Source organism: Streptomyces sp. PKU-EA00015 (assembly GCF_013387495.1).
In the GTDB taxonomy this organism is placed as follows: Bacteria; Actinomycetota; Actinomycetes; order Streptomycetales; family Streptomycetaceae; genus Streptomyces.
This window is the reverse complement of record NZ_JABZEE010000001.1, coordinates 290599-313609: the sequence shown is the minus strand read 5'-3', so window position 1 is coordinate 313609 and position 23011 is coordinate 290599. Positions and strand designations below refer to the sequence as shown.

General features: G+C 72.6%; 20 protein-coding genes. 12 read left to right on the top strand and 8 right to left on the bottom strand.

Annotation, left to right across the window (positions count from 1 at the left end):
- Positions 1-299: 299 nt before the first annotated feature.
- Entirely contained in the window at positions 300-1259 is a 960-nt protein-coding gene (locus HW130_RS01375; RefSeq protein WP_177147457.1) for an FAD-dependent oxidoreductase, read from the bottom strand.
- A 96-nt stretch (positions 1260-1355) separates the two neighbouring features.
- Here HW130_RS01375 and HW130_RS01370 point away from each other — a divergent pair, with 96 nt between their 5' ends.
- Positions 1356-2993 carry an ABC-F family ATP-binding cassette domain-containing protein gene (locus HW130_RS01370; RefSeq protein WP_177147456.1) on the top strand — a complete coding sequence of 546 codons (1638 nt, stop codon included), beginning with the start codon at positions 1356-1358 and terminating at the stop codon, positions 2991-2993.
- A 626-nt stretch (positions 2994-3619) separates the two neighbouring features.
- On the opposite strand, the gene HW130_RS01365 is transcribed toward HW130_RS01370, so the two are convergent.
- Positions 3620-6007, bottom strand: a complete 2388-nt coding sequence (locus tag HW130_RS01365) for a Tex family protein (protein WP_177147455.1) — start codon at positions 6005-6007, stop codon at positions 3620-3622.
- Positions 6008-6232: 225 nt separating this feature from the next.
- Between HW130_RS01365 and HW130_RS01360 the strand changes: the two genes are divergently transcribed.
- A complete protein-coding gene (locus HW130_RS01360) occupies positions 6233-6721 on the top strand; it encodes a hypothetical protein (RefSeq protein ID WP_256355728.1) in 489 nt (162 codons plus the stop codon).
- Positions 6722-6899: 178 nt separating this feature from the next.
- Here the strand turns inward: HW130_RS01360 and HW130_RS01355 are convergent, their stop codons facing one another.
- Positions 6900-7766 (bottom strand): hypothetical protein, encoded by an 867-nt coding sequence (locus HW130_RS01355; protein ID WP_177147454.1) that lies wholly within the window; start codon positions 7764-7766, stop codon positions 6900-6902.
- Between the two features lie 122 nt (positions 7767-7888).
- Here HW130_RS01355 and HW130_RS01350 point away from each other — a divergent pair, with 122 nt between their 5' ends.
- A complete protein-coding gene (locus HW130_RS01350; protein WP_177147453.1) occupies positions 7889-8860 on the top strand; it encodes a GlxA family transcriptional regulator in 972 nt (323 codons plus the stop codon).
- 116 nt (positions 8861-8976) lie between these two features.
- The gene (locus HW130_RS01345; RefSeq protein WP_177147452.1) at positions 8977-9612 is read left to right on the top strand and encodes a DJ-1/PfpI family protein; all 636 of its coding nucleotides are present in this window, start codon (positions 8977-8979) and stop codon (positions 9610-9612) included.
- Here HW130_RS01345 and HW130_RS01340 read toward each other — a convergent pair.
- Positions 9599-10381, bottom strand: a complete 783-nt coding sequence (locus HW130_RS01340; protein WP_177147451.1) for an enoyl-CoA hydratase/isomerase family protein — start codon at positions 10379-10381, stop codon at positions 9599-9601. The genes HW130_RS01345 and HW130_RS01340 overlap by 14 nt on opposite strands.
- 242 nt (positions 10382-10623) lie before the next feature.
- On the opposite strand from HW130_RS01340, the gene HW130_RS01335 reads away from it, so the two are divergent.
- Positions 10624-11100: an ATP-binding protein gene (locus HW130_RS01335; protein WP_177147450.1), complete on the top strand. Its 477-nt coding sequence runs from the start codon at positions 10624-10626 to the stop codon at positions 11098-11100.
- A gap of 42 nt (positions 11101-11142) precedes the next feature.
- Here HW130_RS01335 and idi read toward each other — a convergent pair whose 3' ends face one another.
- The 4 genes from idi to galE all read right to left on the bottom strand — a co-directional run bounded on the left by idi (position 11143) and on the right by galE (position 15458).
- The gene (gene idi / locus HW130_RS01330) at positions 11143-11736 is read right to left on the bottom strand and encodes an isopentenyl-diphosphate Delta-isomerase (RefSeq protein WP_177147449.1); all 594 of its coding nucleotides are present in this window, start codon (positions 11734-11736) and stop codon (positions 11143-11145) included.
- A 132-nt stretch (positions 11737-11868) separates the two neighbouring features.
- Complete coding sequence (locus HW130_RS01325; RefSeq protein WP_177147448.1) at positions 11869-13143, bottom strand: bifunctional class I SAM-dependent methyltransferase/N-acetyltransferase; 1275 nt, start codon at positions 13141-13143, stop codon at positions 11869-11871.
- Positions 13144-13394: 251 nt separating this feature from the next.
- Positions 13395-14336, bottom strand: coding sequence for a cation diffusion facilitator family transporter (locus HW130_RS01320; protein WP_177147447.1), 942 nt, complete (start codon positions 14334-14336; stop codon positions 13395-13397).
- A gap of 141 nt (positions 14337-14477) precedes the next feature.
- Positions 14478-15458, bottom strand: coding sequence for a UDP-glucose 4-epimerase GalE (gene galE / locus HW130_RS01315; RefSeq protein ID WP_177147446.1), 981 nt, complete (start codon positions 15456-15458; stop codon positions 14478-14480).
- 282 nt (positions 15459-15740) lie between these two features.
- Here galE and HW130_RS01310 point away from each other — a divergent pair, with 282 nt between their 5' ends.
- From HW130_RS01310 to HW130_RS01280, 7 genes are all read left to right on the top strand, one after another.
- Positions 15741-17564: a DUF5941 domain-containing protein gene (locus tag HW130_RS01310; RefSeq protein WP_177147523.1), complete on the top strand. Its 1824-nt coding sequence runs from the start codon at positions 15741-15743 to the stop codon at positions 17562-17564.
- On the top strand, positions 17561-18298 hold the full coding sequence (locus tag HW130_RS01305; RefSeq protein WP_177147445.1) for a sugar phosphate nucleotidyltransferase: 738 nt from the start codon (positions 17561-17563) through the stop codon (positions 18296-18298). Before HW130_RS01310 ends, HW130_RS01305 begins: the two co-directional genes overlap by 4 nt.
- Positions 18286-19347 carry an iron-containing alcohol dehydrogenase family protein gene (locus tag HW130_RS01300; RefSeq protein ID WP_177147444.1) on the top strand — a complete coding sequence of 354 codons (1062 nt, stop codon included), beginning with the start codon at positions 18286-18288 and terminating at the stop codon, positions 19345-19347. Before HW130_RS01305 ends, HW130_RS01300 begins: the two co-directional genes overlap by 13 nt.
- The gene (locus tag HW130_RS01295) at positions 19325-20104 is read left to right on the top strand and encodes a CDP-alcohol phosphatidyltransferase family protein (RefSeq protein WP_177147443.1); all 780 of its coding nucleotides are present in this window, start codon (positions 19325-19327) and stop codon (positions 20102-20104) included. The genes HW130_RS01300 and HW130_RS01295 overlap by 23 nt, the downstream gene beginning before the upstream one ends.
- Positions 20101-20985: a glycosyltransferase family 2 protein gene (locus HW130_RS01290; RefSeq protein ID WP_177147442.1), complete on the top strand. Its 885-nt coding sequence runs from the start codon at positions 20101-20103 to the stop codon at positions 20983-20985. The genes HW130_RS01295 and HW130_RS01290 overlap by 4 nt, the downstream gene beginning before the upstream one ends.
- A gap of 84 nt (positions 20986-21069) precedes the next feature.
- A complete protein-coding gene (locus tag HW130_RS01285; protein ID WP_177147441.1) occupies positions 21070-21999 on the top strand; it encodes an ABC transporter permease in 930 nt (309 codons plus the stop codon).
- On the top strand, positions 21992-22789 hold the full coding sequence (locus HW130_RS01280) for an ABC transporter ATP-binding protein (RefSeq protein WP_177147440.1): 798 nt from the start codon (positions 21992-21994) through the stop codon (positions 22787-22789). Before HW130_RS01285 ends, HW130_RS01280 begins: the two co-directional genes overlap by 8 nt.
- Positions 22790-23011: the final 222 nt, after the last annotated feature.

Sequence of the window (23011 nt, the reverse complement as noted above, 5' to 3'; positions counted from 1 at the left end):
TGATGCGCTCCCGGCCTCTGGCCCTCCGGCGGCCCGCCGCGTCCGGTGCGAACCCGGCCCCGGCCCGCTCGGCCCGGCGCCCCCGGTCGGGGAACGCCCCCGTCAGGCGCGGCGCGTGCGCTGGTCCTTGGGGGAGGACAGCAGTTGCTCGCGAAGGGCCGTCAACTGGTGGGAGTGCTCCACGGCGCGCGTCTCGTCCAGGGTGGTCAGCGCGAGCAGCAGCCCATCAAGCCCAGGTCCGTCCGCCCCGCCCGGCTCGGGCGTGGTGCGGTGCCGGTCGGACGCCCCCGCCGAGGATCTCAGCCCGCCAGTGCCGCCGCCGCTCGTGCGCAGCCCCAGGCCACCGTCACGCCCGCGCCGCCGTGGCCGTAGCTGTGGATCAGGAGACCGCCGTCCGGCAGGCGTTCCGAGGTGAGGCGGACACCGCCCGTGCGGACCGGGCGCAGGCCCACCCGGTGGCCGAGGACGCGGGCGTCCCCGATGGCCGGGAGGACACGGGCGCAGCGAGCGACGATCGCCGCGGCCGTCGCCCGGTCGGGCTCCTGTGACCAGACGTCCTCGTCCGCCGTGCCGCCGAGGACGAGCCGCCCCGGCTGCGGGAAGAAGTACGTCGTCTCCGCCGAAGCCGGGTCGGCGGCGGTGAACCACTCCGTCACACCCGGGTTCTCCACCAGCACCAGCTGGCCCCGCACCGGCCGCAGGGTCGGGTCGGGCGCCAGCTCCCGCGCACCGAGACCCGTGCAGTTCACGACCACCGCGGCCCCGCTCCGGGCCTGCGCCTGCCCGAAGGAGGTCACCACGCGCCGTTCGAGCGTGCCGCCCGCCTCAGCCAGCCGCTGCTCCAGCCATCGCAGGTGAACGGGCATGTCGATCAGGGGAATGTGGGCCCGCAGCCCCGCCGGGTACCCCGAGGGCAGCTCGCCCGGCTCCGCCGTGCGCAGCCCGTCGACCTTGGCCGCCCACGCCCCGAGCCCCTCCATCCGCAGGTCGGCGTGGACTCCGGGCACGATCCGCACACCGGTCTCCTCGGCCCGGGCCGCCAGCTCCCCGTACACCCGCAGCGATTCGAGCGCCCACGCGCCCGCGAGGGCCTCGGGCTCGATGCGGTACGGCCACCACAGCGCCCCCGCCACCGCGGACGTGGTGGCCTCGGCCGGCTCCCGGGACCAGACCCGCACCCGCCTGCCGCTCTCGGCGAGCACCACGGCCGTCGTCAGCCCGATGACCCCACCGCCCAGCACCAGCACGTCAGCGTTCATGCCGGGACGGTAGCCCATGGCCTATGGGTGCGCGCCGGGTGCCCGTCGGGGACCCGTACGGCCGCCCTCCGGTGCTGGCCTAGGATCGGCCTCCTGATGACTGCCACTCTCGTCGCGAAGGACCTCGCCGCCGGCCACGGCGAGCGTTCGCTCTTCTCCGGCCTCGATCTCGTCGTCGCACCGGGCGACGTCATCGGCCTCGTCGGTGTCAACGGCGCGGGCAAGTCCACGCTCCTGCGCCTGTTCGCCGGACTCGACCGCCCCGAGCAGGGCGAGCTGCGGCTCTCGCCGCCCACCGCCACCGTCGGCCACCTCCCGCAGGAGCCCGATCGCCGCGAGGGCGAGTCCGTACGGGACTTCCTCGCCCGCCGCACCGGCGTCGCCGCCGCGCAGGCCGCCATGGACGAGGCCACCCAGGGCCTCGTCGACGGGGCACCCGGCGCGGACGACGCCTATGCGGTGAGCCTGGAGCGCTGGCTCGGCCTCGGCGGGGCAGATCTCGACGAGCGCGCCGAGGAGGTCGCCGACTCGCTCGGGCTCGCCGTCGGCCTCGATCAGCCGATGACCTCGCTCTCCGGCGGTCAGGCCGCCCGCGCCGGTCTGGCGTCCCTTCTGTTGTCCCGCTACGACGTCTTCCTGCTCGACGAGCCCACCAACGACCTCGACCTGGACGGACTGGAGCGACTGGAGCGCTTCGTCCAGGGCCTGCGCGCGGGCACCGTGGTCGTGAGCCACGACCGCGAGTTCCTGACCCGCACGGTCACCAAGGTTCTCGAACTCGACCTGGCCCAGCAGCAGATCACCCTCTACGGCGGCGGTTACGCGGCCTATCTGGAGGAGCGCGAGACGGCCCGCCGTCACGCGCGCGAGGAGTACGAGGAGTACGCCGACAAGAAGGCCGCCCTGGAGGGCCGCGCCCATATGCAGCGCTCCTGGATGGACAAGGGAGTGAAGAACGCCCGCCGCAAGGCGACCGACAACGACAAGATCGGCCGCAAGATGCGCAGCGAGGCGAGCGAGAAGCAGGCGGCGAAGGCCCGGCAGACGCAGCGCATGATCGAACGGCTCGACACGGTCGACGAGCCCCGCAAGGAGTGGGAGCTGCGGATGGAGATCGCCGCCGCGCCGCGCTCCGGTTCTGTGGTCGCGACCCTGCGCGAGGCCGAGGTCCGGCGCGGCGACTTCCGCTTCGGTCCGGCGTCCCTCCAGATCGACTGGGCCGACCGGATCGCGATCACCGGCGCGAACGGCGCGGGCAAGTCGACACTGCTCGCCGCGCTCCTGGGCCGTCTCGACCTCGACGCCGGGCACGCCTCGCTCGGCTCGGGTGTCGTCGTCGGCGAGGTCGACCAGGCGCGGAAGCTGTTCCACGGGACGCAGCCGCTGCTGGACGCGTTCTGCGCGGCCGTCCCCGACACGGAACCGGCCGACGTCCGCACGCTGCTGGCCAAGTTCGGGCTCAAGGCCGGGCACGTGCTGCGCCCGGCGACCTCCCTCTCCCCGGGCGAACGCACCCGCGCCGCCCTGGCGCTGCTCCAGGGCCGCGGGGTCAATCTGCTGGTCCTGGACGAGCCGACCAACCACCTCGACCTGCCCGCCATCGAGCAGTTGGAGTCGGCGCTCGATTCCTACACGGGCACGCTGCTGCTGGTCACCCACGACCGACGGATGCTGGATGCCGTCCGCACCACGCGCCGCGTCGAGGTGGCCGGCGGAAAGGTGACCGAGCAGTGACCCCGGCGGCCGCGCAGGCGCACAGCCCGGCCGCCGCCCACCGGAGCACCGGCTCAGTCCGGCCGCGTCAGCCCGCGGACGCCGTGCCTTGCCCGTTGCCCGCCCCCAGTTGCTCGCCGCCCCGCGTGCGGACGTAGAGCCGCCCCACCCCAGGGTGTCCGCGGCGCGAAGCTGCCGTCGGCGGGGGTGTCGGGACCTTGGCCCCCATGTGCCGCTCCGTCCCCGCGCTGGGGTTTCTGGGGTGCGAAGCCGCCGTCGGCGGGGGTGGGGGCGTCGGCCCCCATGTGCCGCCCCCTCCCCCCGCCAGGGTGTCCGCGGCGCGAAGCTGCCGTCGGCGGGGGTGTCGGGACCTTGGCCCCCATGTGCCGCTCCGTCCCCGCGCTGGGGTTTCTGGGGTGCGAAGCCGCCGTCGGCGGGGGTGGGGGCGTCGGCCCCCATGTGCCGCCCCCTCCCCCCGCCAGGGTGTCCGCGGCGCGAAGCTGCCGCCTGCGGGGGTGTCGGGACCTCGGCCCCCACGTACCGCCCCATCCCCCAGGGGTCTGGGGCGCAGCCCCAGTTACGGGAAGGGGCGGGGCGGGGGAAACTTCCCCCGCCCCGCCCCGCCCCGCGAGCCCGCGCCCCGCGCCTCAGCCGCGGCGGCCGCCCCCACCCTTCGGGTCCAGCAGCCCCGCCTTGCGCAGGGCGTCGGCCATCGCGCTGTTCGCCGGGGCGGCAGCCTGACGGGCGCCGCCACCGCCGTTGCCGCCCGCGCCGCGGCGGTCGCGTCCGCCACCACCCTGGCGCTGCTGCGGCGGACGCCCACCGCGCTCCCGCCTCGGCGCGCCGGCCCCGCCCGACGGAGCCGACGCGTCGTCGTCCAGCCGCAGGGTCAGCGAGATCCGCTTGCGCGGGATGTCGACGTCGAGCACCTTCACCTTGACCACGTCACCGGGCTTCACCACGTCGCGCGGGTCCTTGACGAACGTCTTCGACATCGCCGACACATGGACCAGACCGTCCTGGTGGACGCCGACGTCCACGAACGCCCCGAACGCGGCGACATTCGTGACGACGCCCTCCAGCACCATTCCGGAGGCCAGGTCACCGATCTTCTCCACGCCCTCCTTGAACGTCGCCGTCCTGAAGGCGGGCCGCGGGTCGCGCCCCGGCTTCTCCAGCTCGCGCAGGATGTCCGTCACCGTCGGCAGACCGAAGGTCTCGTCCACGAAGTCGTCCGCCCGCAGCGAACGCAGCACACCGGTGTTGCCGATCAGGGAGGCGACCTCGCCTCCCGCCGTCTTCACCATCCGCCGCACCACCGGATACGCCTCCGGGTGCACGCTGGACGCGTCCAGCGGGTCGTCACCGCCCCGGATCCGCAGGAAGCCCGCGCACTGCTCGTACGCCTTCGGGCCGAGCCGCGCCACGTCCTTGAGCGCCTTGCGGGAACGGAAGGGACCGTGGGAGTCCCGGTGGGCCACGATGTTCTCGGCGAGGCCCGCGCCGATGCCCGAGACACGCGAAAGCAGCGGCGTGGACGCCGTGTTGACGTCGACGCCGACACCGTTCACACAGTCCTCGACCACCGCGTCCAGCGAACGCGACAGCTTCACCTCGGACAGGTCGTGCTGGTACTGGCCGACCCCGATCGACTTCGGGTCGATCTTCACCAGCTCGGCGAGCGGGTCCTGCAGCCGCCGCGCGATCGACACGGCCCCGCGCAGCGACACGTCGAGGCCGGGCAGTTCCTGGGAGGCGAACGCGGACGCCGAGTACACCGAGGCCCCGGCCTCCGAGACCATGACCTTGGTCAGGCCCAGCTCGGGGTGCTTGGCGATGAGTTCACCGGCGAGCTTGTCGGTCTCGCGGGACGCCGTGCCGTTGCCGATCGCGACCAGTTCGACCGCGTGTTCCTTCGCCAGGCGGGCCAGCTTCGCCAGAGCCTCGTCCCACTTGTTGGCCGGGACGTGCGGGTGGATCGTGTCGGTCGCCACGACCTTGCCGGTCGCGTCCACGACGGCGACCTTCACGCCGGTACGGAAGCCGGGGTCGAGCCCGAGCGTGGCGCGCGTGCCGGCGGGCGCGGCCAGCAGCAGGTCCCGCAGGTTCGTCGCGAAGACCCGCACCGCCTCGTCCTCGGCGGCCGTACGCAGCCGCAGCCGCAGGTCGATGCCGAGGTGGACGAGGATCCGCGTCCGCCAGGCCCAGCGCACGGTGTCGCCGAGCCACTTGTCACCGGGCCGCCCCTGCTGCGCGATGCCGAAACGGGAAGCGACGATCCCCTCGTATGACGAGGGGCCGTCCACCGGCTCCTCGGGTTCCAGGACGAGGTCGAGGATCTCCTCCTTCTCGCCGCGGAACATGGCGAGGATGCGGTGCGAGGGGAGCTCGGTGAACGCCTCGGCGAAGTCGAAGTAGTCGGCGAACTTGGCGCCCGCCTCCTCCTTGCCCTCGCGGACCTTCGCCGCGAGCCGGCCCCGCGTCCACATCCGCTCGCGCAGCTCACCGATCAGGTCGGCGTCCTCGGAGAAACGCTCCGTCAGGATGGCCCGCGCGCCCTCCAGCGCCGCGGCCGCATCGGCGACGCCCTTGTCCGCGTCGACGAACGCCGCGGCCGCCGCGAGCGGCTCCACGGACGGGTCGCCGAGCAGGCCCTCCGCCAGCGGTTCGAGGCCGGCCTCACGGGCGATCTGCGCCTTGGTGCGCCGCTTGGGCTTGAAGGGCAGGTAGATGTCCTCCAGCCGCGCCTTCGTGTCGGCGGCCCGGATCTGCGCCTCGACCTCGTCGGTGAGCTTGCCCTGTTCCCGGACGGACTCCAGGATCGCGGTCCGCCGCTCCTCCAGCTCCCGCAGATACCGCAGCCGCTCCTCGAGCGTGCGCAGCTGCGCGTCGTCGAGCATCTCGGTCGCTTCCTTGCGGTAGCGCGCGATGAACGGCACGGTCGACCCGCCGTCGAGCAGCTCGACGGCCGCCTTCACCTGCCGCTCGCGTACGCCGAGCTCCTCGGCGATCCTGCCTTCGATGGACGTGGTCACGGTTTCCCGACTCGCCTTCTCGTGCTGGCTGTGCTTGAGCCTGCATTGTGCCGGGTGCCGCCCTGCCGTGTCGCGCGCCGCCGCGGCGAAGAAGCACGGCCTTCGGGGCTTTCGTTGCCTTTGTCCGCTCGCTCGACCGGGGCGGACCGGCCGGTGTATATCCGAGCCGTCCTGTACCGAGTGCATCCTCCCCAGCGATGCGCGCCGACCGAAAGCCGGATTGTCATGACATCGACGCCAGTCAACGAGGAGCCCTCGTCCGCGGAGGACTCCGGGCCCGGGACGGAGACGGCCGGGAAGCCGGACCGGACGGCGGTGGTCATCGCCGCGGTCCTGATCCTCGTCTGCGGCGGACTCGTCGGCTACGGCCTGCTCGGCTCGGACGACAAGCCCGCGGCCAAGCCCGTTCCCACCGCCGAGGTCACCTACGAGGTGCAGGGCAAGGGGACGGTCGAGATCTCGTACCAGGCCCGCAGCGAGGACGGGGCGGCGACGGTCGAGAGCGACGTGGAACTGCCGTGGAAGAAGACGGTACGAGTGCCGCTCGGCAAGGACCCGTCCGTCGGCATCGTGCTGGACGAGAAGGGCGGCGAGGCGAGCTGCACGCTCGCCATTCGCGGCGAACACGTCCAGCGCGCCACCGCTTTCGGCGAATTCGGCCGCGCGACCTGCACCGGCGCTCTCCCGGCGCCCACCCCGGCCGCCACGGACTGATCCGCCGCCCCGCCCGGCGGGAGCCGGCATCGGCCCGGAACGGACGGAGGGCTGTCGTCCCGCCTTGCGGGGCGACAGCCCTCCTCCGAACCGGCCCCGCCGACGGCCCGAGGCCCCTGGCCCGGCGGCCACGCGGGCGCACCCCAGGGAGGTTCGGCCCGGCGCGGCAGGGGCGGCGTCAGGCCGGCCGGCCCGTCGCGTCCGCGGGGAACGCGCCCGCCGCGAACGCCGTCATCAGGAAGCCGCGGCCCAGCTCGGTCAGGCGCTCGACGGACGGCGCGCCCAGGTGTTCGTACGGTGCGAGGTCCATGCGGTCCGTCTGCTCCTCGACCTCGTTGCGCAGCGCCGTGCCCGCTTCCGTCAACACCCCCTCGGCGTCCAGCAGTCCGCGCTCCCGCAGGCGGTCCTGCGCCGACTCCCAGTCCGCGCGGCCCCAGCCGCGCGTCGCGAGGATCCAGCGCGGCGCCATGCCCTTGCCGGTCGCCGTGTGGCTCACCAGCGCCTCCAGCGGATCGAGGCCCGCGAGCAGCAGCGCGGCCAGATGGGCGTCGCCGCGGTGCTCGCGCAGCAGGGTCGCCGCGTGCCAGTACGCGAGGTGCGGTTCGGAGGGCACCGGCAGGTCGGCGTGCGCGGCGTACAGCGGCCGGGCGTACCGCGTGCACGCCTCCGTGGCGCGCAGGGCGAGTTCCGCCGCCTCGGCCAGTTCCTTCGACGCCATGACGTCCTCGCCGAGCAGCCGCCGCAGCGTCGCGTCGGCGGCGCGCAGCCGGGCCGCAAGCACCGTCTCGGGGGACGCGGTGTCCCACACCGCGGGCAGGTGCCGGGCGATCAGCTCCGGGTTGAAGTTGTAGAAGGTCGCGGCGACCGCGCCCGGCCCGACCGCGCCCAGCGCCGCGGAACGCGCCGCGAAGTAGGCCGCGGAGGCATCCTCGATGCCGAGGCCGGCGAGTTCCGTGCCCAGGTCGGGCGAGAAGTACACCGTGGAGTGCAGCGGGTTCAGCGCGTTGTGGCAGCGGCGTCCCGCTTGCGGGGGAAGAGAGCTCATGCCCGCAGGTTACCGACTGGTTGGTACGGCGGTACAGGGAGCCGTGCAGCTCCGTCCTCATGGCAGGAAAGGTGGGACATTCGTCATTGCGGCCATCCCGGCCGCGCGCGAAGGATGGGGGCATGGCAGAGCGATCCGTCCTGGTCGTCCTCTTCGACGACGTGCAGAGCCTCGACGTGAGCGGACCGGTGGAGGTCTTCGCCGGTGCGGGCAAGGCGATCGGTGACCCGGCGGCGTACCCGATCCGTACGGCGACCCCGGACGGAGCCCCCGTCCGCACCTCCAGCGGCCTCACCCTCGTTCCGGACCTCGCTCTCGCCGACGCCCCGCGCCCGCACACCCTCCTCGTCCCCGGCGGCCAGGGCACCCGCCGTCCCGACGCACGGGTGATCGACTGGCTCCGTGAGCACGGTGCGCGCGCCGAACGGCTGGTCTCCGTGTGCACGGGCGCCCTGCTCCTCGCCGAGGCGGGACTGCTCGACGGACGGCGCGCCACCACCCACTGGACCGCCTGCGACCACTTCGCCCGCGCCCACCCGGCGGTCGAGGTCGACCCCGACCCGATCTTCGTCCGTGACGGCCGGGTGTCCACCTCCGCCGGTGTCACGGCGGGAATCGACCTGGCCCTCGCGCTCGTGGAGGAGGACCTCGGACGGGACGTGGCGCTCACCGTGGCGCGCCACCTCGTCGTGTTCCTGCGCCGGCCGGGCGGCCAGGCGCAGTTCAGCGCCCAGCTCGCCGCCCAGACCGCCCGCCGCGAACCGCTGCGCGAGGTCCAGCACTGGGTCACCGAGCACCCCGAGGCCGACCTGTCGGTGGAGGCGCTCGCGGGCCGGGCGCGCCTGTCACCGCGCCACTTCGCGCGCGCCTTCCAGGCCGAGACCGGCATGACCCCCGGCCGCTACGTCGAACGCGTACGCCTCGAACACGCCCGGCGGCTCCTGGAGGACACGGGGGACGGGGTCGCGCTCGTCTCGCGCGCCTGCGGCTACGGCACCCCCGAGGCCATGCGCCGGGCCTTCGTCAAGGCGCTCGGCGTCGCGCCCGCCGAATACCGCCGCCGTTTCCGCGCCACGGGCGCGCCCGCCGCCTGAACCGCCGCGCCACCTGACCACCGGGCCCGCGCATCACCGAGCCACGCATCACCGAGCCGCGCACGAGCCCGCCTCGCGCGCCGTCGACCCACCCCGCCCACCGAAGGGACCCTTCCATGCAGATCGCCGTCCTGCTCTTCGACCGCTTCACGGCCCTCGACGCCGTCGGCCCCTACGAGGTGCTCTGCCGCCTCCCCGGCGCGGAGGTCGTCTTTGTCGCCGAGCGCCCCGGCCCCGTGGCGAACGACCGGGGGCAGCTGTCCCTCGTCGCCACGAAGAGCTTCGACGAGGTGCCCGCCCCGGACGTCGTCGTCGTACCCGGCGGGCCCGGCCAGAGCGACCAGATGGAGAACGAGGCCCTGCTCGGCTGGCTGCGCACCGCCGACGCGACCTCCACGTGGACCACCTCCGTGTGCACGGGCTCGCTGCTGCTTGCCGCGGCCGGGCTGCTGAAGGGGCGCGAGGCGACCTCGCACTGGCTCGCGCTCGGCATGCTCAGGTCGTTCGGCGCCGAGCCCACCGGCCGCCGCGTCGTGACCGACGGCAAGTACGTCACGGCCGCCGGGGTGTCCTCGGGCATCGACATGGGCCTGACCCTGGTCGGCAGGCTGGCCGGTGACGAGCACGCGCAGGCCGTACAGCTGCTGACCGAGTACGACCCCCAGCCGCCCTACGACGCCGGATCGCCGGAGAAGGCGCCCGCCCACCTCGTGGAGGAGTTCCGCACCAGGAGCCGGTTCATCCTCCGGTAGGACCCGGCGCCCAGCCGAAGCGCGGTGCCCTGCGCTCCAGGAAGGCGGCGACACCCTCGGCGGTGTCGCCGCTCCCTCGCGCCTGCTCCGCCCAGTACGCGTCCCGGTCGGTGCGGCCGGCGGCGAACTCCTTGGCGGCGCACTGCGTCAGCTGCGAACGCGAGGCGAGGACGCGGGTGAACCCGGCCGCACGCCGGCCCAGTTCGCCCTCGGGCAGCACCTCGTCCACCAGCCCGGTGCGCAGCGCCCGGTCCGCGTCGATCAACTCACCCGAGAACAAGAGGTACTTGGCCGCCGCCGGACCCACCAGCGAGGCCAGCCGACGTGTGGAGGCCGCCGGGTAGACGATGCCGAGCTTCGCGGGCGTCACACCGAACTGCGCGTCGTCCGCGGCGAACCGCAGGTCGCACGCGGCGGCGAGCTGGCAGCCGCCGCCCACGCAGTACCCGCGCACCACGGCGAGCGTCGGCTTGGGGAAGGCGGCGAGCGCCTCCTCCGCGCGGACCGCGAGCGCCTGCGGGTCCTCGCCGGGCTCGCGCAGCGAGGAGATGTCCGCACCCGCGCAGAAGGTCTTGCCCTCTCCGGTCAGCACCAGCGTCCGCACAACGGGGTCGCCGGCCAGTTCGTCGAGCAGCTGGGGCAGGGCGCGCCACATCCCGGCGGTCATCGCGTTGCGCTTGGCGGGATTGCTGATCACGACGGTGGCGACACCGTCCTCGACGGTGTGCGTCAGCTGCGGCTGTGGCTGCGGGGACTGGAACGGCTCCATGCGCCGGATGCTATCCGCCCGGGTCGGCGGGGATCCCGGCGGGGAAAAGACTGCTGAAACGATCGGCCGGGCGAACCGCGCAGAAGGAGCTCCCGACCAGTCGCACAACTGACGCTGTCATACGCAATCGGTCAGAAGACGCTGAAAGGTGATCAGTTCTGTTCAGCTGCTCGGCCCTCACCGACTGACCTCCAACACTTATTAACTCGATGGTCAGTGGCAAACGAGCCGAGGATGAAACTATGGAGAGCCGCGGGAGCGTGCCCGCCCGGCCGCTGTCGTACGAGGGGGTCTGGCGCTTCACCGCTCCGGCGGTCGACGTCTCCGTCCCGCAGGCCCGGCGCGCGGTGCGGGACCTGCTGGCACGTCAGGGGGTGCCGGTCGCGGACGAGGTGGTGCACGGACTCCTGCTGATCGTCTCCGAGCTGGTCACCAACGCCGTACGGCACGCGGCCCTGCTCTCGCCCGAGGTCGCCGTCGAGGTCGCCATCGGCGCCCAGTGGGTCCGCGTGTCCGTCGAGGACAACCATCCCTACCGGCCCAGGGCACTGGAGGCGGACTCCGCGCAGACGGGCGGCCGGGGCCTGCTGCTCGTACGGGAGATCACCCGTGAGGCGGGCGGCCTGTGCGACGTCGAGCACACCGCGAGCGGAGGCAAGATCATCTGGGCCGAGCTGCCGCTGGTCCCGGTGCTGAACGGTGAGGCCACCCCGATCTAGTCCCGCGACCGGGCGGGTGCGGCCCGCACCCGCCCGCAGGTCTCACCAGCCGCCGGACGGCCCCGTCAGTTCCTTGACCGCCGGGCGCGCGGCGTCCAGCACCGTCATGAACCATGCCGAGAACGTGGCCCGGCCCTGCAGCTCCGTCAGCTCGTCGGGCGTCACGAACGCCGTCTCGCCGACCTCCTCGGGGTCCGGCCGGAGTGCGGACTGCACCATGCCGACGAAGAGGTGGTTGTACTCCTGCTCCACCAGCCCCGACGCCGGGTCGGGGTGGTTGTAGCGCACCGTGCCGGCCTCCGCGAGCAGGGACGGCGAGACCCCGAGCTCCTCGTGTGTACGCCGGGCGGCGGCCGCGAACGGCGCCTCGCCGGGGTAGGGGTGGCCGCAGCAGGTGTTCGACCAGACACCGGGGGAGTGGTACTTGGTGAGCGCGCGGCGCTGGAGCAGCAGCCGGCCCCGCTCGTCGAAGAGGAACACGGAGAACGCGCGGTGCAGCCGGCCGGGCGCCTGATGGGCGGAGAGCTTCTCCGCGGTGCCGATGGTGTTGCCCTGTTCGTCGACCAGTTCGAGCAGGATCGCTGGTGATGTGCCGTTCGACGAACTGTTCGCCGCAGTGGCTGGTGTGATCGGCATGACCATCCTTCGCATCGTTCCTCGGCCCCGGGAGTCTGCCCAGTCTGCCGCAAAAACGGTGCTTGTCCGCACTTCGGCGGCCTGGCATGTCCGCCCCGCCGCGCGGTGCGCACGGCGGGGCGGACGGGCGCGTCAGACCCCGAACGCCGCCGGGTAGCGGATCTCACCGCGCGCAACCGCGGCCGATCCGTCCAGCATCAGCGCCATCACGGCCGCCTCCGGCGCCTCGAAACCTGGCCTGATTCCGTACCGGGAAGCCCGCTCGAAACCGAACCGCGGGTAGTACTCCGGATGCCCGAGCACCACCACCAGGCCCTCACCGCGCGCCCGCGCCGCGTCCAGCACGGCCCGCACCACCGCCTGCCCCGCGCCCTGACGCCGGTACCGGGGCGCGGTCGCCACCGGGGCCAGCGCGAGCGCTGGCGTGTCGCCCACACGGCACCGCGTGAGCAGCGCGTACGCCGCGGGGGAGCCTCCTCCACCGCCTTCGGCGTGGGCGGTACCCCCAGCGGCCTCCGCGATGTACGACAGTCCCGGCAGCCAGGCCTCGCCGTCCTTGCGGAGCGCGTCCACCAGAGCCGCCTCGTCCGGCGTGGGGAAGGCGGCCGTGTTCAGCTCGCGGACCGCATCGGCGTCGGCAGCCGTCTCGGGGCGGGTGCGCCAGCGGGGGTCGGCCGGACGCAGCACATAGCCGGTGTAGCCGTACTCCGCGCCGTGCTCGCGGCGCATGGCGATCTCCTCGCGCGTGGCGGCGAGGGCCTCGGCCATGCCAGGCGCCGCGGGATCCGCGGCGTCGGCCCGCGCGGCCAGCGGGCCGTAGTACTCGTCCCAGTCGGTCTCCGGCTGGCGGTGCACCGAGAGGATCGCGTATCCGGCGGCGGACGCCGCCGCGCAGTTCCCCGCGGTCGTACGCAGCCGGTAGTGCCGGTCCCAGAAGGCGCGGGCGGCGGCCGAGGGCTCGGCCGTCCACTCGCACTCGGTCAGGACGAGGGAACCGCCCGGGGCGAGCAGCCGCCGCCACGCGGCGAGGGCGGTGTCGAAGCCGATGGAGTAGGCGGAGCTCTCCGCCCAGACGAGATCGAACGACCCGTCGGGGAAGGGAAGGTCGCCCATGTCGGCGCCGACGGTACGGATGGCGTCACCGAGCCCGCGGGCGTCGGCCGACTGCCGCAGTTCGTCGAGGAACGGCTGGTGCAGGTCGACCGCGGTCACCTGTGCGCCGGCCTCGGCGGCCAGCAGCAGTGCGGAACGGCCCGGGCCGCAGCCCAGGTCGAGCACCCGCGGATGCGCGGGCAGCGGTCCCGCGGCGGCGAGCAGCCGCAGCGAGGTGGCGTCGGAACCGGGGCCCTGCCGCGGAAGGCCATGGTGCAGGGCGAAGAAAGCGTCGTGCGATGCGTTGTCGGACAACGGGGAAACCCTTGTGTGTGAAAGGGCTCCGGCCGACGGCACGACCGGGTCCGCTGGACGGACCGGGTCGGATCAGGGGCGGCCGGGAGCCCGGAAGCGGATGACGGACCGGGCGCGCGCAGGGCTGGGGGTACCACCACGCAGCCAGGCGCAGGGGGACTCCATTGCCGCAGTCATCGACCTCAGCTCCTCTCAAGGGTTCGGCCGGGGCGTGATCGCCCCGGCCGAACCCTAAACAACGACGCGCCCGCTCAGTGACAGAGTTTCGCCTCGTGCTCCGCGTGCCCGACGGGCTCCAGCTGGAACGTGCAGTGCTCGACGTCGAAGTGGTCGCCGATGCAGCCCTGGAGTTCGTGGAGGAGCTTCTCGTGCCCCACCGCGTCCAGCACGTCCTGGGTCACCACCACATGGGCGGAGAGCACCGGCATGCCCGAGGTGATCGTCCAGGCGTGCAGGTCGTGCACGTCCTCCACGCCGGGCAGCGCCAGCATGTGCGCCCGGACCTCGCCCATGTCGACGCCCTTGGGCGCCGCCTCCAGCAGCACGTTGAGCGTCTCGCGCAGCAGCCGCAGCGTGCGCGGGACGATCATGAGGCCGATGACGAGGGACGCGATCGGGTCGGCGTACTGCCAGCCCGTGCCCAGGATGATGCCGGCCGACACCAGCACGGTGACCGAGCCGAGCGCGTCGGCGAGCACCTCCAGGTAGGCGCCGCGGACGTTCAGGCTCTCCTTCTGGCCGCGTACCAGCAGGGAGAGCGAGATCATGTTGGCGACCAGGCCGACGAGGGCGAACGCGACGGTCAGGCCGCCGCGGGTCTCGGCCGGTGTGATGAAGCGCTCGACCGCCTCGAACAGCAGGTAGCCGCCGACGCCGAGCAGCAGCAGGCAGTTGGCGAGCGCGGCGAGGATCTCCGCCCGCGCGAAGCCGAAGGTGCGGTTCAGCCCGGCCGGGCGGTTGGCGAAATGGATGGCGAGCAGGGCCATGGCCAGTCCGACGGCGTCGGTCGCCATGTGGGCGGCGTCCGCGATCAGGGCGAGCGAGCCGGACAGCACACCACCGACGATCTCCAGAACCATCACGCCCAGCGTGATGGAGAGGGCGATGCGAAGCCGTCCCTTGTAGGCGGCGGCCGCGGTCCCCGTCGGCGGCGGCCCGCCGTGCGTATGCCCGTGGTCGTGCCCAGCCCCCATGAGGATGCCTCCAAGCCGGTGTCGGCGGTGTCGCCCAGGCCTCAGTGAACTACGGGTGGGGGGTATGGTCAACACGGCACTGAACACCGTTGTCATGTGCTCTGACCTGCGGAAATGCCCGCAGGTCAGACGCTTGTGCGATCAGCGCGCGGCTTCGGGGTGCCGACGGAGCCAGCCCTCCCAGGCCGTCTCGACCATCTCCCGTACCCCGTACGAAGCCGTCCAGCCCAGTTCCTTGGTGATCAGATCGACCGAGGCGACCGCCTTCGCGGCGTCCCCGGGCCGGCGCTCCTCCACGACGGGGACGAAAGGCCGGCCGGTGACCTCGCTCACCAGATCGGCGAGCTCGCGCACCGAGACCCCCACACCGCGTCCGATGTTCACCGTCAGATCGCCGTCGGCGTCCGGTTCGGCCAGCCGCCGGGCCACGGCCAGATGCGCGTCGGCCAGGTCCGCTACGTGGATGTAGTCACGGACGCACGTGCCGTCCGGTGTCGGATAGTCCGCACCGAAGATGCGCGGGGCCTCGCCCCGCGTGATCCGGTCGAAGAACATCGGGATGATGTTGAACACGCCCGTGTCCGACAGCTCGGGCGCGGCAGAGCCCGCCACGTTGAAGTAGCGCAGGCAGGCCGTGGCCAGGCCGTGAGCGCGGCCCGCCGCCCGCACCAGCCACTCACCGGTGAGCTTCGTCTCCCCGTACGGGTTGATCGGCGCACAGGGCGCGCTCTCCGGGACGAGGTCCGTCTCCGGCATCCCGTACACGGCCGCCGACGACGAGAACAGGAACCGCCGCACCCCCGCCGCGACGACCGCCTCCAGCAGGACCGTCAGGCCGTGCACGTTCTCCCGGTAGTAGCGCAGCGGCTGCTCGACGGACTCCCCGACCTGCTTCTTCGCCGCGAGATGGACGACGCCGGTGACCCCGTGCCCGGCGAGTGTGCGGGCCACGAGCTCCTGGTCGAGCACGGAGCCGCGTACCAGCGGGACGCCCTCGGGCAACCGCTCGGGGATGCCCGAGGACAGGTCGTCGAGCACCACGACCCGCTCACCGGCCGCCGTCATGGCATGCGCCACATGCGCGCCGATATAACCCGCTCCACCTGTGATCAGCCAAGTCATGACGGCCACCCTAGGCCGTGTCCCCCGGTGCCCCGTCCCCGCTCGCGGTGTCCGCCGCCGTGTCCCGTTCCCTTCGGGTCCCCGCCCCTGCCCCGGCGTCCGGCCGCGGTTTGTCCCGCGAGGCGGTGATCGACCATAGTGATCCCGGCGGGCCTCCGAGGCGTGAACGGCCGATGAATTCCCGCTTCCCTTCATCCGATAGCCTCAGCCGACGTGCCGCCGCCCGGGGACCGGGCCGAGCCGCCGTGTCAGTGCATCGTCAGCTCCAAGGAGTGAGTTCGTCTGTCGACCGCCATCCTCACCGGTCCGCCGGTACCCGGATCGCCGCTCGAAGGCGATCTGCGGTCGCTGGGTTTCGACGTGCACGTCGCCAACGGTCCCGAGCACACCGCCGCCCTCGTCGCGGACGTGCCGCGAGCCCAGCGTGTCGCCCTGGTCGACCCCCGCTTCGTTGGACATGTGCACGCCCTGCGGCTGGCCCTGACCGACCCCCGCTTCCCTGCCGCCGCCGTCACCGGGGCGCTGACCGCCCAGCCGGCCGCCCGCGCCGCGCTGACCGCGGCCGTGGGCACGGTCACGGCGACCGTGCCCGCCGGCGCGGCCGCCGTCACCGGGGCCGGGCTGGTGGACGACGTCGCCACCGCCCTCGAAGCCGGGGGCGCCACCGTGCACCGCCCCGAGCTGGGCTCCCTTGTCGCCGAGGTGCCCACGGAGGCGGAGCAGAGGCACCGGGTCCGCGCGGCGGTCGAGGCCGTCGACGACGAGGCCGTCCGCCTGCGCTCCGCCGTCAAGGCGCGTGACGGCTTCTTCACGACCTTCTGCGTCAGCCCGTACTCCCGCTACATCGCGCGCTGGTGCGCCCGCCGCGGACTGACCCCGAACCAGGTCACCACCGCCTCGCTGCTCACCGCGCTCATCGCCGCCGGATGCGCGGCGACCGGCACCCGTCCGGGCTTCGTCGCGGCCGGAGTGCTGCTGCTCGTCTCCTTCGTCCTGGACTGCACCGACGGCCAGCTCGCCCGCTACTCGCTGCAGTACTCGACGCTGGGCGCCTGGCTGGACGCCACCTTCGACCGCGCCAAGGAGTACGCCTACTACGCCGGTCTCGCCCTCGGCGCCGCACGCGCCGGCGACGACGTATGGGCGCTCGCGCTCGGCGCGATGGTTCTGCAGACCTGCCGGCACGTGGTCGACTTCTCGTTCAACGAGGCCAACCACGACGCCACAGCGAACACGAGTCCCACGGCAGCCCTGTCGGACAGGCTCGACAGCGTCGGCTGGACGGTGTGGGTGCGCCGGATGATAGTGCTGCCGATCGGCGAGCGCTGGGCCATGATCGCGGTGCTCACCGCGATCACCACCCCCCGGATCGTCTTCTGGGCCCTGCTGGCCGGCTGCTCCCTCGCCGCCTGCTACACCACCGCCGGCCGCGTGCTGCGCTCGCTCACCCGCCGGGCCCACCGAACCGACCGCGCCGCCCAGGCGCTCGCGGACCTCGCCGACTCGGGTCCGCTGGCCCAGACGGTGGCGCGTGCCGCCGCCAAGAGCGTGCGCGACCTCCCCGGGCTCATACCGCTCGCGGCCGCCGTCGCCGGTGCCGCCGCGGTGGTGGCCACAGCCGCCTTCACCGGCTTCGGCTCCGGGTGGACCGTCGCGGCGGCCGCCGGTTACGCGGTCACCTCCGGCATCGCGGTCGCGCGGCCCCTCAAGGGCGCCCTCGACTGGCTGGTGCCCCCGGTGTTCCGGGCCGCCGAGTACGGCACCGTCCTCGTCCTCGCCGCTCACGCGGAGGTGAACGGGGCGCTACCGGCAGCTTTCGGGCTGGTGGCGGCAGTCGCCTACCATCACTACGACACGGTGTACCGCATACGCGGCGGTACGGGCGCGCCCCCGCACTGGCTGGTGCGGGTGATCGGCGGGCACGAGGGGCGGGTCCTGGCGGTCGCGCTGGCGACCTTCCTGCTGAACGGCACGGACTTCACCATCGCGCTGACCGTCATCGCCGTGGCTGTCGCGCTCGTGGTGCCGGCCGAGAGCATCCGCTTCTGGGTGACCGCCCATGAACGGGGTGCACCCGCAGTACATGACGAAGGAGAACCCGCATGATCGGCCTCGTACTGGCAGCCGGTGCCGGAAGGCGTCTTCGCCCCTACACCGACACGCTCCCGAAGGCCCTCGTGCCTGTGGACGGCGACACCACCGTCCTCGACCTCACCCTCGGCAACTTCGCCGAGATCGGGCTCACCGAGGCCGCGATCGTCGTCGGCTACCGCAAGGAGGCCGTCTACGAGCGCAAGGCGGCGCTCGAGGCGAAGTACGGCCTGAAGCTCACCCTCGTCGACAACGACAAGGCCGAGGAGTGGAACAACGCCTACTCCCTGTGGTGCGCCCGTGACGTCCTCGCCGAGGGCGTCATCCTCGCCAACGGCGACACCGTGCACCCCGTGTCGGTCGAGAAGACGCTCCTCGCCGCCCGCGGAAACGGCCGGCGGATCATTCTCGCCCTCGACACGGTGAAGAACCTCGCCGACGAGGAGATGAAGGTCGTCACGGCCGACGGCAAGGGCGTCCGGCGGATCACCAAGCTCATGGACCCCGCCGACGCCACCGGCGAGTACATCGGTGTCACCCTCATCGAGCCCGACGCCGCCGCCGACCTCGCCGACGCGCTGAAGGCCACCTTCGAGCGGGACCCGGACCTCTACTACGAGGACGGCTACCAGGAGCTCGTCCATCGCGGTTTCACGATCGACGTGGCCCCGATCGGGGACGTCAGGTGGGTCGAGATCGACAACCACGACGACCTCGCGAAGGGCCGTGAGATCGCGTGCCTGTACTGACCCGGCTCATTCCTTCCCCGGTCGTCGTCGACATCCGCGCGGGAGCCCTGGACGATCTGGCCGCTCTTCTGGCGGACCAGCGCATCTCCGCGTCCGGCAAGCTGGCCTTCGCCGTCAGCGGCGGCTCGGGGCAGGCGCTGCGCGAGCGTCTGGCCCCCGCGCTGCCGGGCGCCGACTGGTACGAGGTCTGCGACGGCACCATCGACTCCGCGGTCAAGCTCGCCGACGACATAAAGGGCAGCCGGTACGACGCGGTCGTCGGCCTCGGCGGCGGCAAGATCATCGACGTGGCGAAGTACGCCGCGGCCCGGGTCGGGCTTCCGCTCGCCGCCGTCGCGACCAACCTCGCGCACGACGGCCTGTGCTCGCCGATCTCCATCCTCGACAACGACAACGGTCGCGGCTCCTACGGCGTGCCCTCGCCGATCGCCATGGTCATCGACCTCGACGTGGTCCGCGACGCCCCTGTGCGCTTCGTCCGCTCCGGCATCGGCGACGCGATCTCCAACATCTCGGCGATCGCCGACTGGGAGCTCTCCCACCGCGTCAACGGCGAGCCGGTGGACGGCCTCGCCGCGGCCATGGCCCGCACCGCCGGTGAGGCCGTGCTGCGCCACCCCGGCGGCGTCGGCGACGACGAGTTCCTCACCGTACTCGCCGAGGCCCTGGTGCTCTCCGGCATCGCCATGTCGATCAGCGGCGACTCCCGGCCTTCGTCCGGCGCCTGCCACGAGATCAGCCACGCCTTCGACCTCCTCTATCCCAAGCGGGCCGCCAGCCACGGCGAGCAGGTCGGCCTCGGCGCCGCGTTCGCGATGCACCTGCGCGGTGCGCGCGAGGACGCGGCCCTGTTCGCCGAGGCACTGCGCCGGCACGGGCTGCCGGTGCTGCCGGAGGAGATCGGGTTCTCCACGGAGGAGTTCGTCCGCGCCGTGGAGTACGCACCGCAGACCCGCCCGGGACGGTTCACCGTCCTCGAGCACCTCGACCTCACCACCGACCAGATCAGGGACGCGTACGCCGACTATGCCAAGACCATCCGTAGCTGAACTGCGTCCGGTCGTTCACCCGGCGGGTGTGAAGGACCGGCGCAGCGGAGAGCACTGGGGCGGGCGCCTGTACATGCGGGAGATCTCGCTGCGCGTCACGCGCTTGCTGGTGAACACCCGGGTCACGCCGAACCAGCTGACCTACCTGATGACTCTCGCGGGCGTCCTCGCCGCCCCGGCGCTGCTGGTGCCGGGGATCTGGGGTGCCGTCCTCGGTGTGGTGGCGGTCCAGCTGTACCTGCTGCTCGACTGCGTCGACGGTGAGGTGGCCCGCTGGAAGAAGCAGTTCTCACTGTCCGGCGTGTACCTGGACCGGGTCGGCGCCTACCTGTGCGACGCGGCGGTCCTGGTCGGCTTCGGCCTGCGCGCCGCGGACCTGTGGGGCAGCGGGCGGACCGACTGGCTGTGGGCCTTCCTCGGCACGCTCGCCGCGCTCGGCGCGATCCTGATCAAGGCGGAGACCGACCTGGTCGGTGTCGCCCGCCACCAGGGCGGGCTGCCCCCGGTCAAGGAGGCGGCGGCCGAGCCGCGCTCCTCCGGCATGGCGCTCGCCCGCCGGGCCGCCGCCGCGCTGAAGTTCCACCGGCTGGTCCTCGGCATCGAGGCGTCCCTGCTCATCCTGGTGCTGGCCGTCCTGGACCAGCTCCGGGGCGACCTGTTCTTCTCGCGCCTCGGCGTCGCCGTGCTGGCCGGCATCGCGCTGCTGCAGACGGTGCTGCACCTGGTCTCTGTCCTGGCGTCGAGCAGGCTGAAATGACGGCTCCGCTCAAGCTGGGCGCGGTCGTCATCACCATGGGGAACCGCCCCGACGAACTGCGTGCGCTCCTCGACTCGGTCGCGGGGCAGCACGGCGACCGGATCGAGGTCGTCGTCGTCGGCAACGGCGCCCCCGTGCTCGACGTCCCCGAAGGCGTGCGGACCGTGGACCTGCCCGAGAACCTCGGCATCCCGGGCGGCCGCAACGTGGGCATCGAGGCGTTCGGCCCGTCCGGCAGGGACGTCGACGTCCTGCTATTCCTCGACGACGACGGCCTGCTGCCGGGTGCCGACACCGGCGAACTCGTGCGCCAGGCCTTCGACGCCGACCCGCGGCTCGGCATCATCAGCTTCCGCATCGCCGACCCGGAGACCGGGCTCACCCAGCGCCGCCACGTCCCGCGGCTGCGCGCCTCCGACCCGATGCGCTCCTCGCGCGTGACGACCTTCCTCGGCGGCGCCAACGCCGTGCGGACCGAGGTCATCGAGGAGGTCGGCGGGCTGCCCGACGAGTTCTTCTACGCCCACGAGGAGACCGACCTCGCCTGGCGCGCGCTCGACGCGGGCTGGGCCATCGACTACCGCGCGGACATCGTCCTGCTCCACCCCACGATGCCGCCCTCGCGGCACGCGGTCTACCACCGCATGGTGGCCCGCAACCGCGTGTGGGTGGCCCGCCGCAATCTGCCCGTGCCGCTCATCCCCGTCTACCTGGGCGTCTGGGTGCTGCTCACGCTGCTGCGCCGGCCGACGGCGCCCGCGCTGAAGGCGTGGTTCAGGGGCTTCGCGGAGGGGTGGCGGACCCCCTGCGGACCGCGCCGTCCCATGAAGTGGCGTACTGTGTGGCGGCTCACCAAGCTGGGCCGACCTCCTGTCGTCTGACAAGCTCGGTTCTGAGAGCATCTGGGCCGAAGGACACACAGAGCCCCGATCAGCCCCGCATCGTGAACACGGAAGTTTCAACTTGTGAGTGACACAACCCATGACGGTGCCGTCGCGATGAGCCCCACGCCGTCGCCCGACGACGGCCTCTCGCCGGCACAGCTCGCGGCCAAGTACGGACTGTCGGTCTCCGGCGCCCGTCCCGGCCTGGCCGAGTACGTCAGGCAGCTGTGGGGGCGGCGCCACTTCATCCTGGCCTTCTCGCAGGCCAAGCTCACGGCCCAGTACAGCCAGGCGAAGCTCGGCCAGCTGTGGCAGGTGGCGACCCCGCTGCTCAACGCGCTGGTCTACTTCCTGATCTTCGGTCTGATCCTGAATGCCAGCCGGGGCATGCCCGTCGAGGTCTATGTGCCGTTCCTGGTGACCGGTGTGTTCGTGTTCACGTTCACGCAGAGCTCGGTGATGGCCGGCGTCCGCGCGATCTCGTCCAACCTGGGCCTGGTCCGCGCTTTGCACTTCCCGCGCGCCTCGCTGCCGATCTCCTTCGCGCTCCAGCAGCTCCAGCAGCTGCTGTTCTCGATGATCGTGCTGGTCGCCATCGTCGTGGCGTTCGGCAGCTACCCGACCTGGTCGTGGTTCCTGGTGCTCCCGGCGCTGGCCCTGCAGTTCCTGTTCAACACCGGCCTGGCCATGATCATGGCGCGGCTCGGTTCGAAGACCCCGGACCTGGCCCAGCTCATGCCGTTCGTCATGCGGACGTGGATGTACGCGTCGGGTGTGATGTTCTCCATCCCGATCATGCTCGCCGACCGGCCGGCCTGGATCGCCGACGTCCTGATGTACAACCCGGCGGCCCTCTACATGGACCTGGTCCGTTTCGCGCTGATCGACGGCTACGGTTCCGAGAACCTGCCCTCGCACGTGTGGGCGTCGGCCCTCGGCTGGGCCGTCGTGATCGGCTTCGCGGGCTTCGTGTACTTCTGGAAGGCTGAGGAGCGGTACGGCCGTGGCTGACGACAAGAACGACAACGGGTCGGCCGCACGCGTGCCGACCGTGATCGCGGACGACGTCCACATCGTCTACCGCGTCAACGCGGGCAGCGGTGGCAGGGGGAGCGCCACCGCGGCCCTGAGCCGGATCCTGCGCCGCGACAAGGGCGAGTCGCGTGGGGTGCGCAAGGTGCACGCCGTACGCGGTGTGTCCTTCACCGCCTACCGCGGCGAGGCCATCGGCCTCATCGGCACCAACGGCTCCGGCAAGTCGACTCTCCTGCGGGCGATCGCCGGCCTGCTGCCCGCCGAGAGCGGCAGGGTCTACACCGACGGACAGCCCTCGCTGCTCGGCGTCAACGCCGCGCTGATGAACGACCTCACGGGTGAGCGGAACGTCATACTCGGCGGCCTGGCCATGGGCATGTCGCGTGAGGAGATCCGCGAGCGCTACCAGGACATCGTCGACTTCTCCGGCATCAACGAGAAGGGCGACTTCATCACCCTGCCCATGCGCACCTACTCCTCCGGCATGGCGGCCAGGCTCCGTTTCTCCATCGCCGCCGCCAAGGACCACGACGTCCTGATGATCGACGAGGCACTGGCCACCGGCGACCGCCGCTTCCAGATCCGCTCCGAGGAGCGCATCCGCGAGCTCCGCAAGGAGGCCGGCACGGTCTTCCTGGTCAGTCACAGCAACAAGTCGATCAGGGACACCTGCGACCGTGTCCTGTGGCTGGAGAAGGGCGAGCTGCTGATGGACGGCCCGACCGACGAGGTCATCAAGGCGTACGAGAAGGAGACCGGCAAGTAGCCGTCACCACGCCCCCGGGCCCCTGCCGCAGGCCGAGCGGCGGGGGCCCTCGCGTACCGGTCGCGGCCTCTCGCCGTGCCCCTCCGGATGCGCACGGACCGCCGGACAACGGTCAAGTTCCATGCATCGCGGGAAGGTTGGGGCGAATCGGGGCGCCGCCCCCGGGTGCAGCGGCACCCCGGAGCCGCGTCGTGCGTTGTACAACGTAAGCTGTAGCGGTGC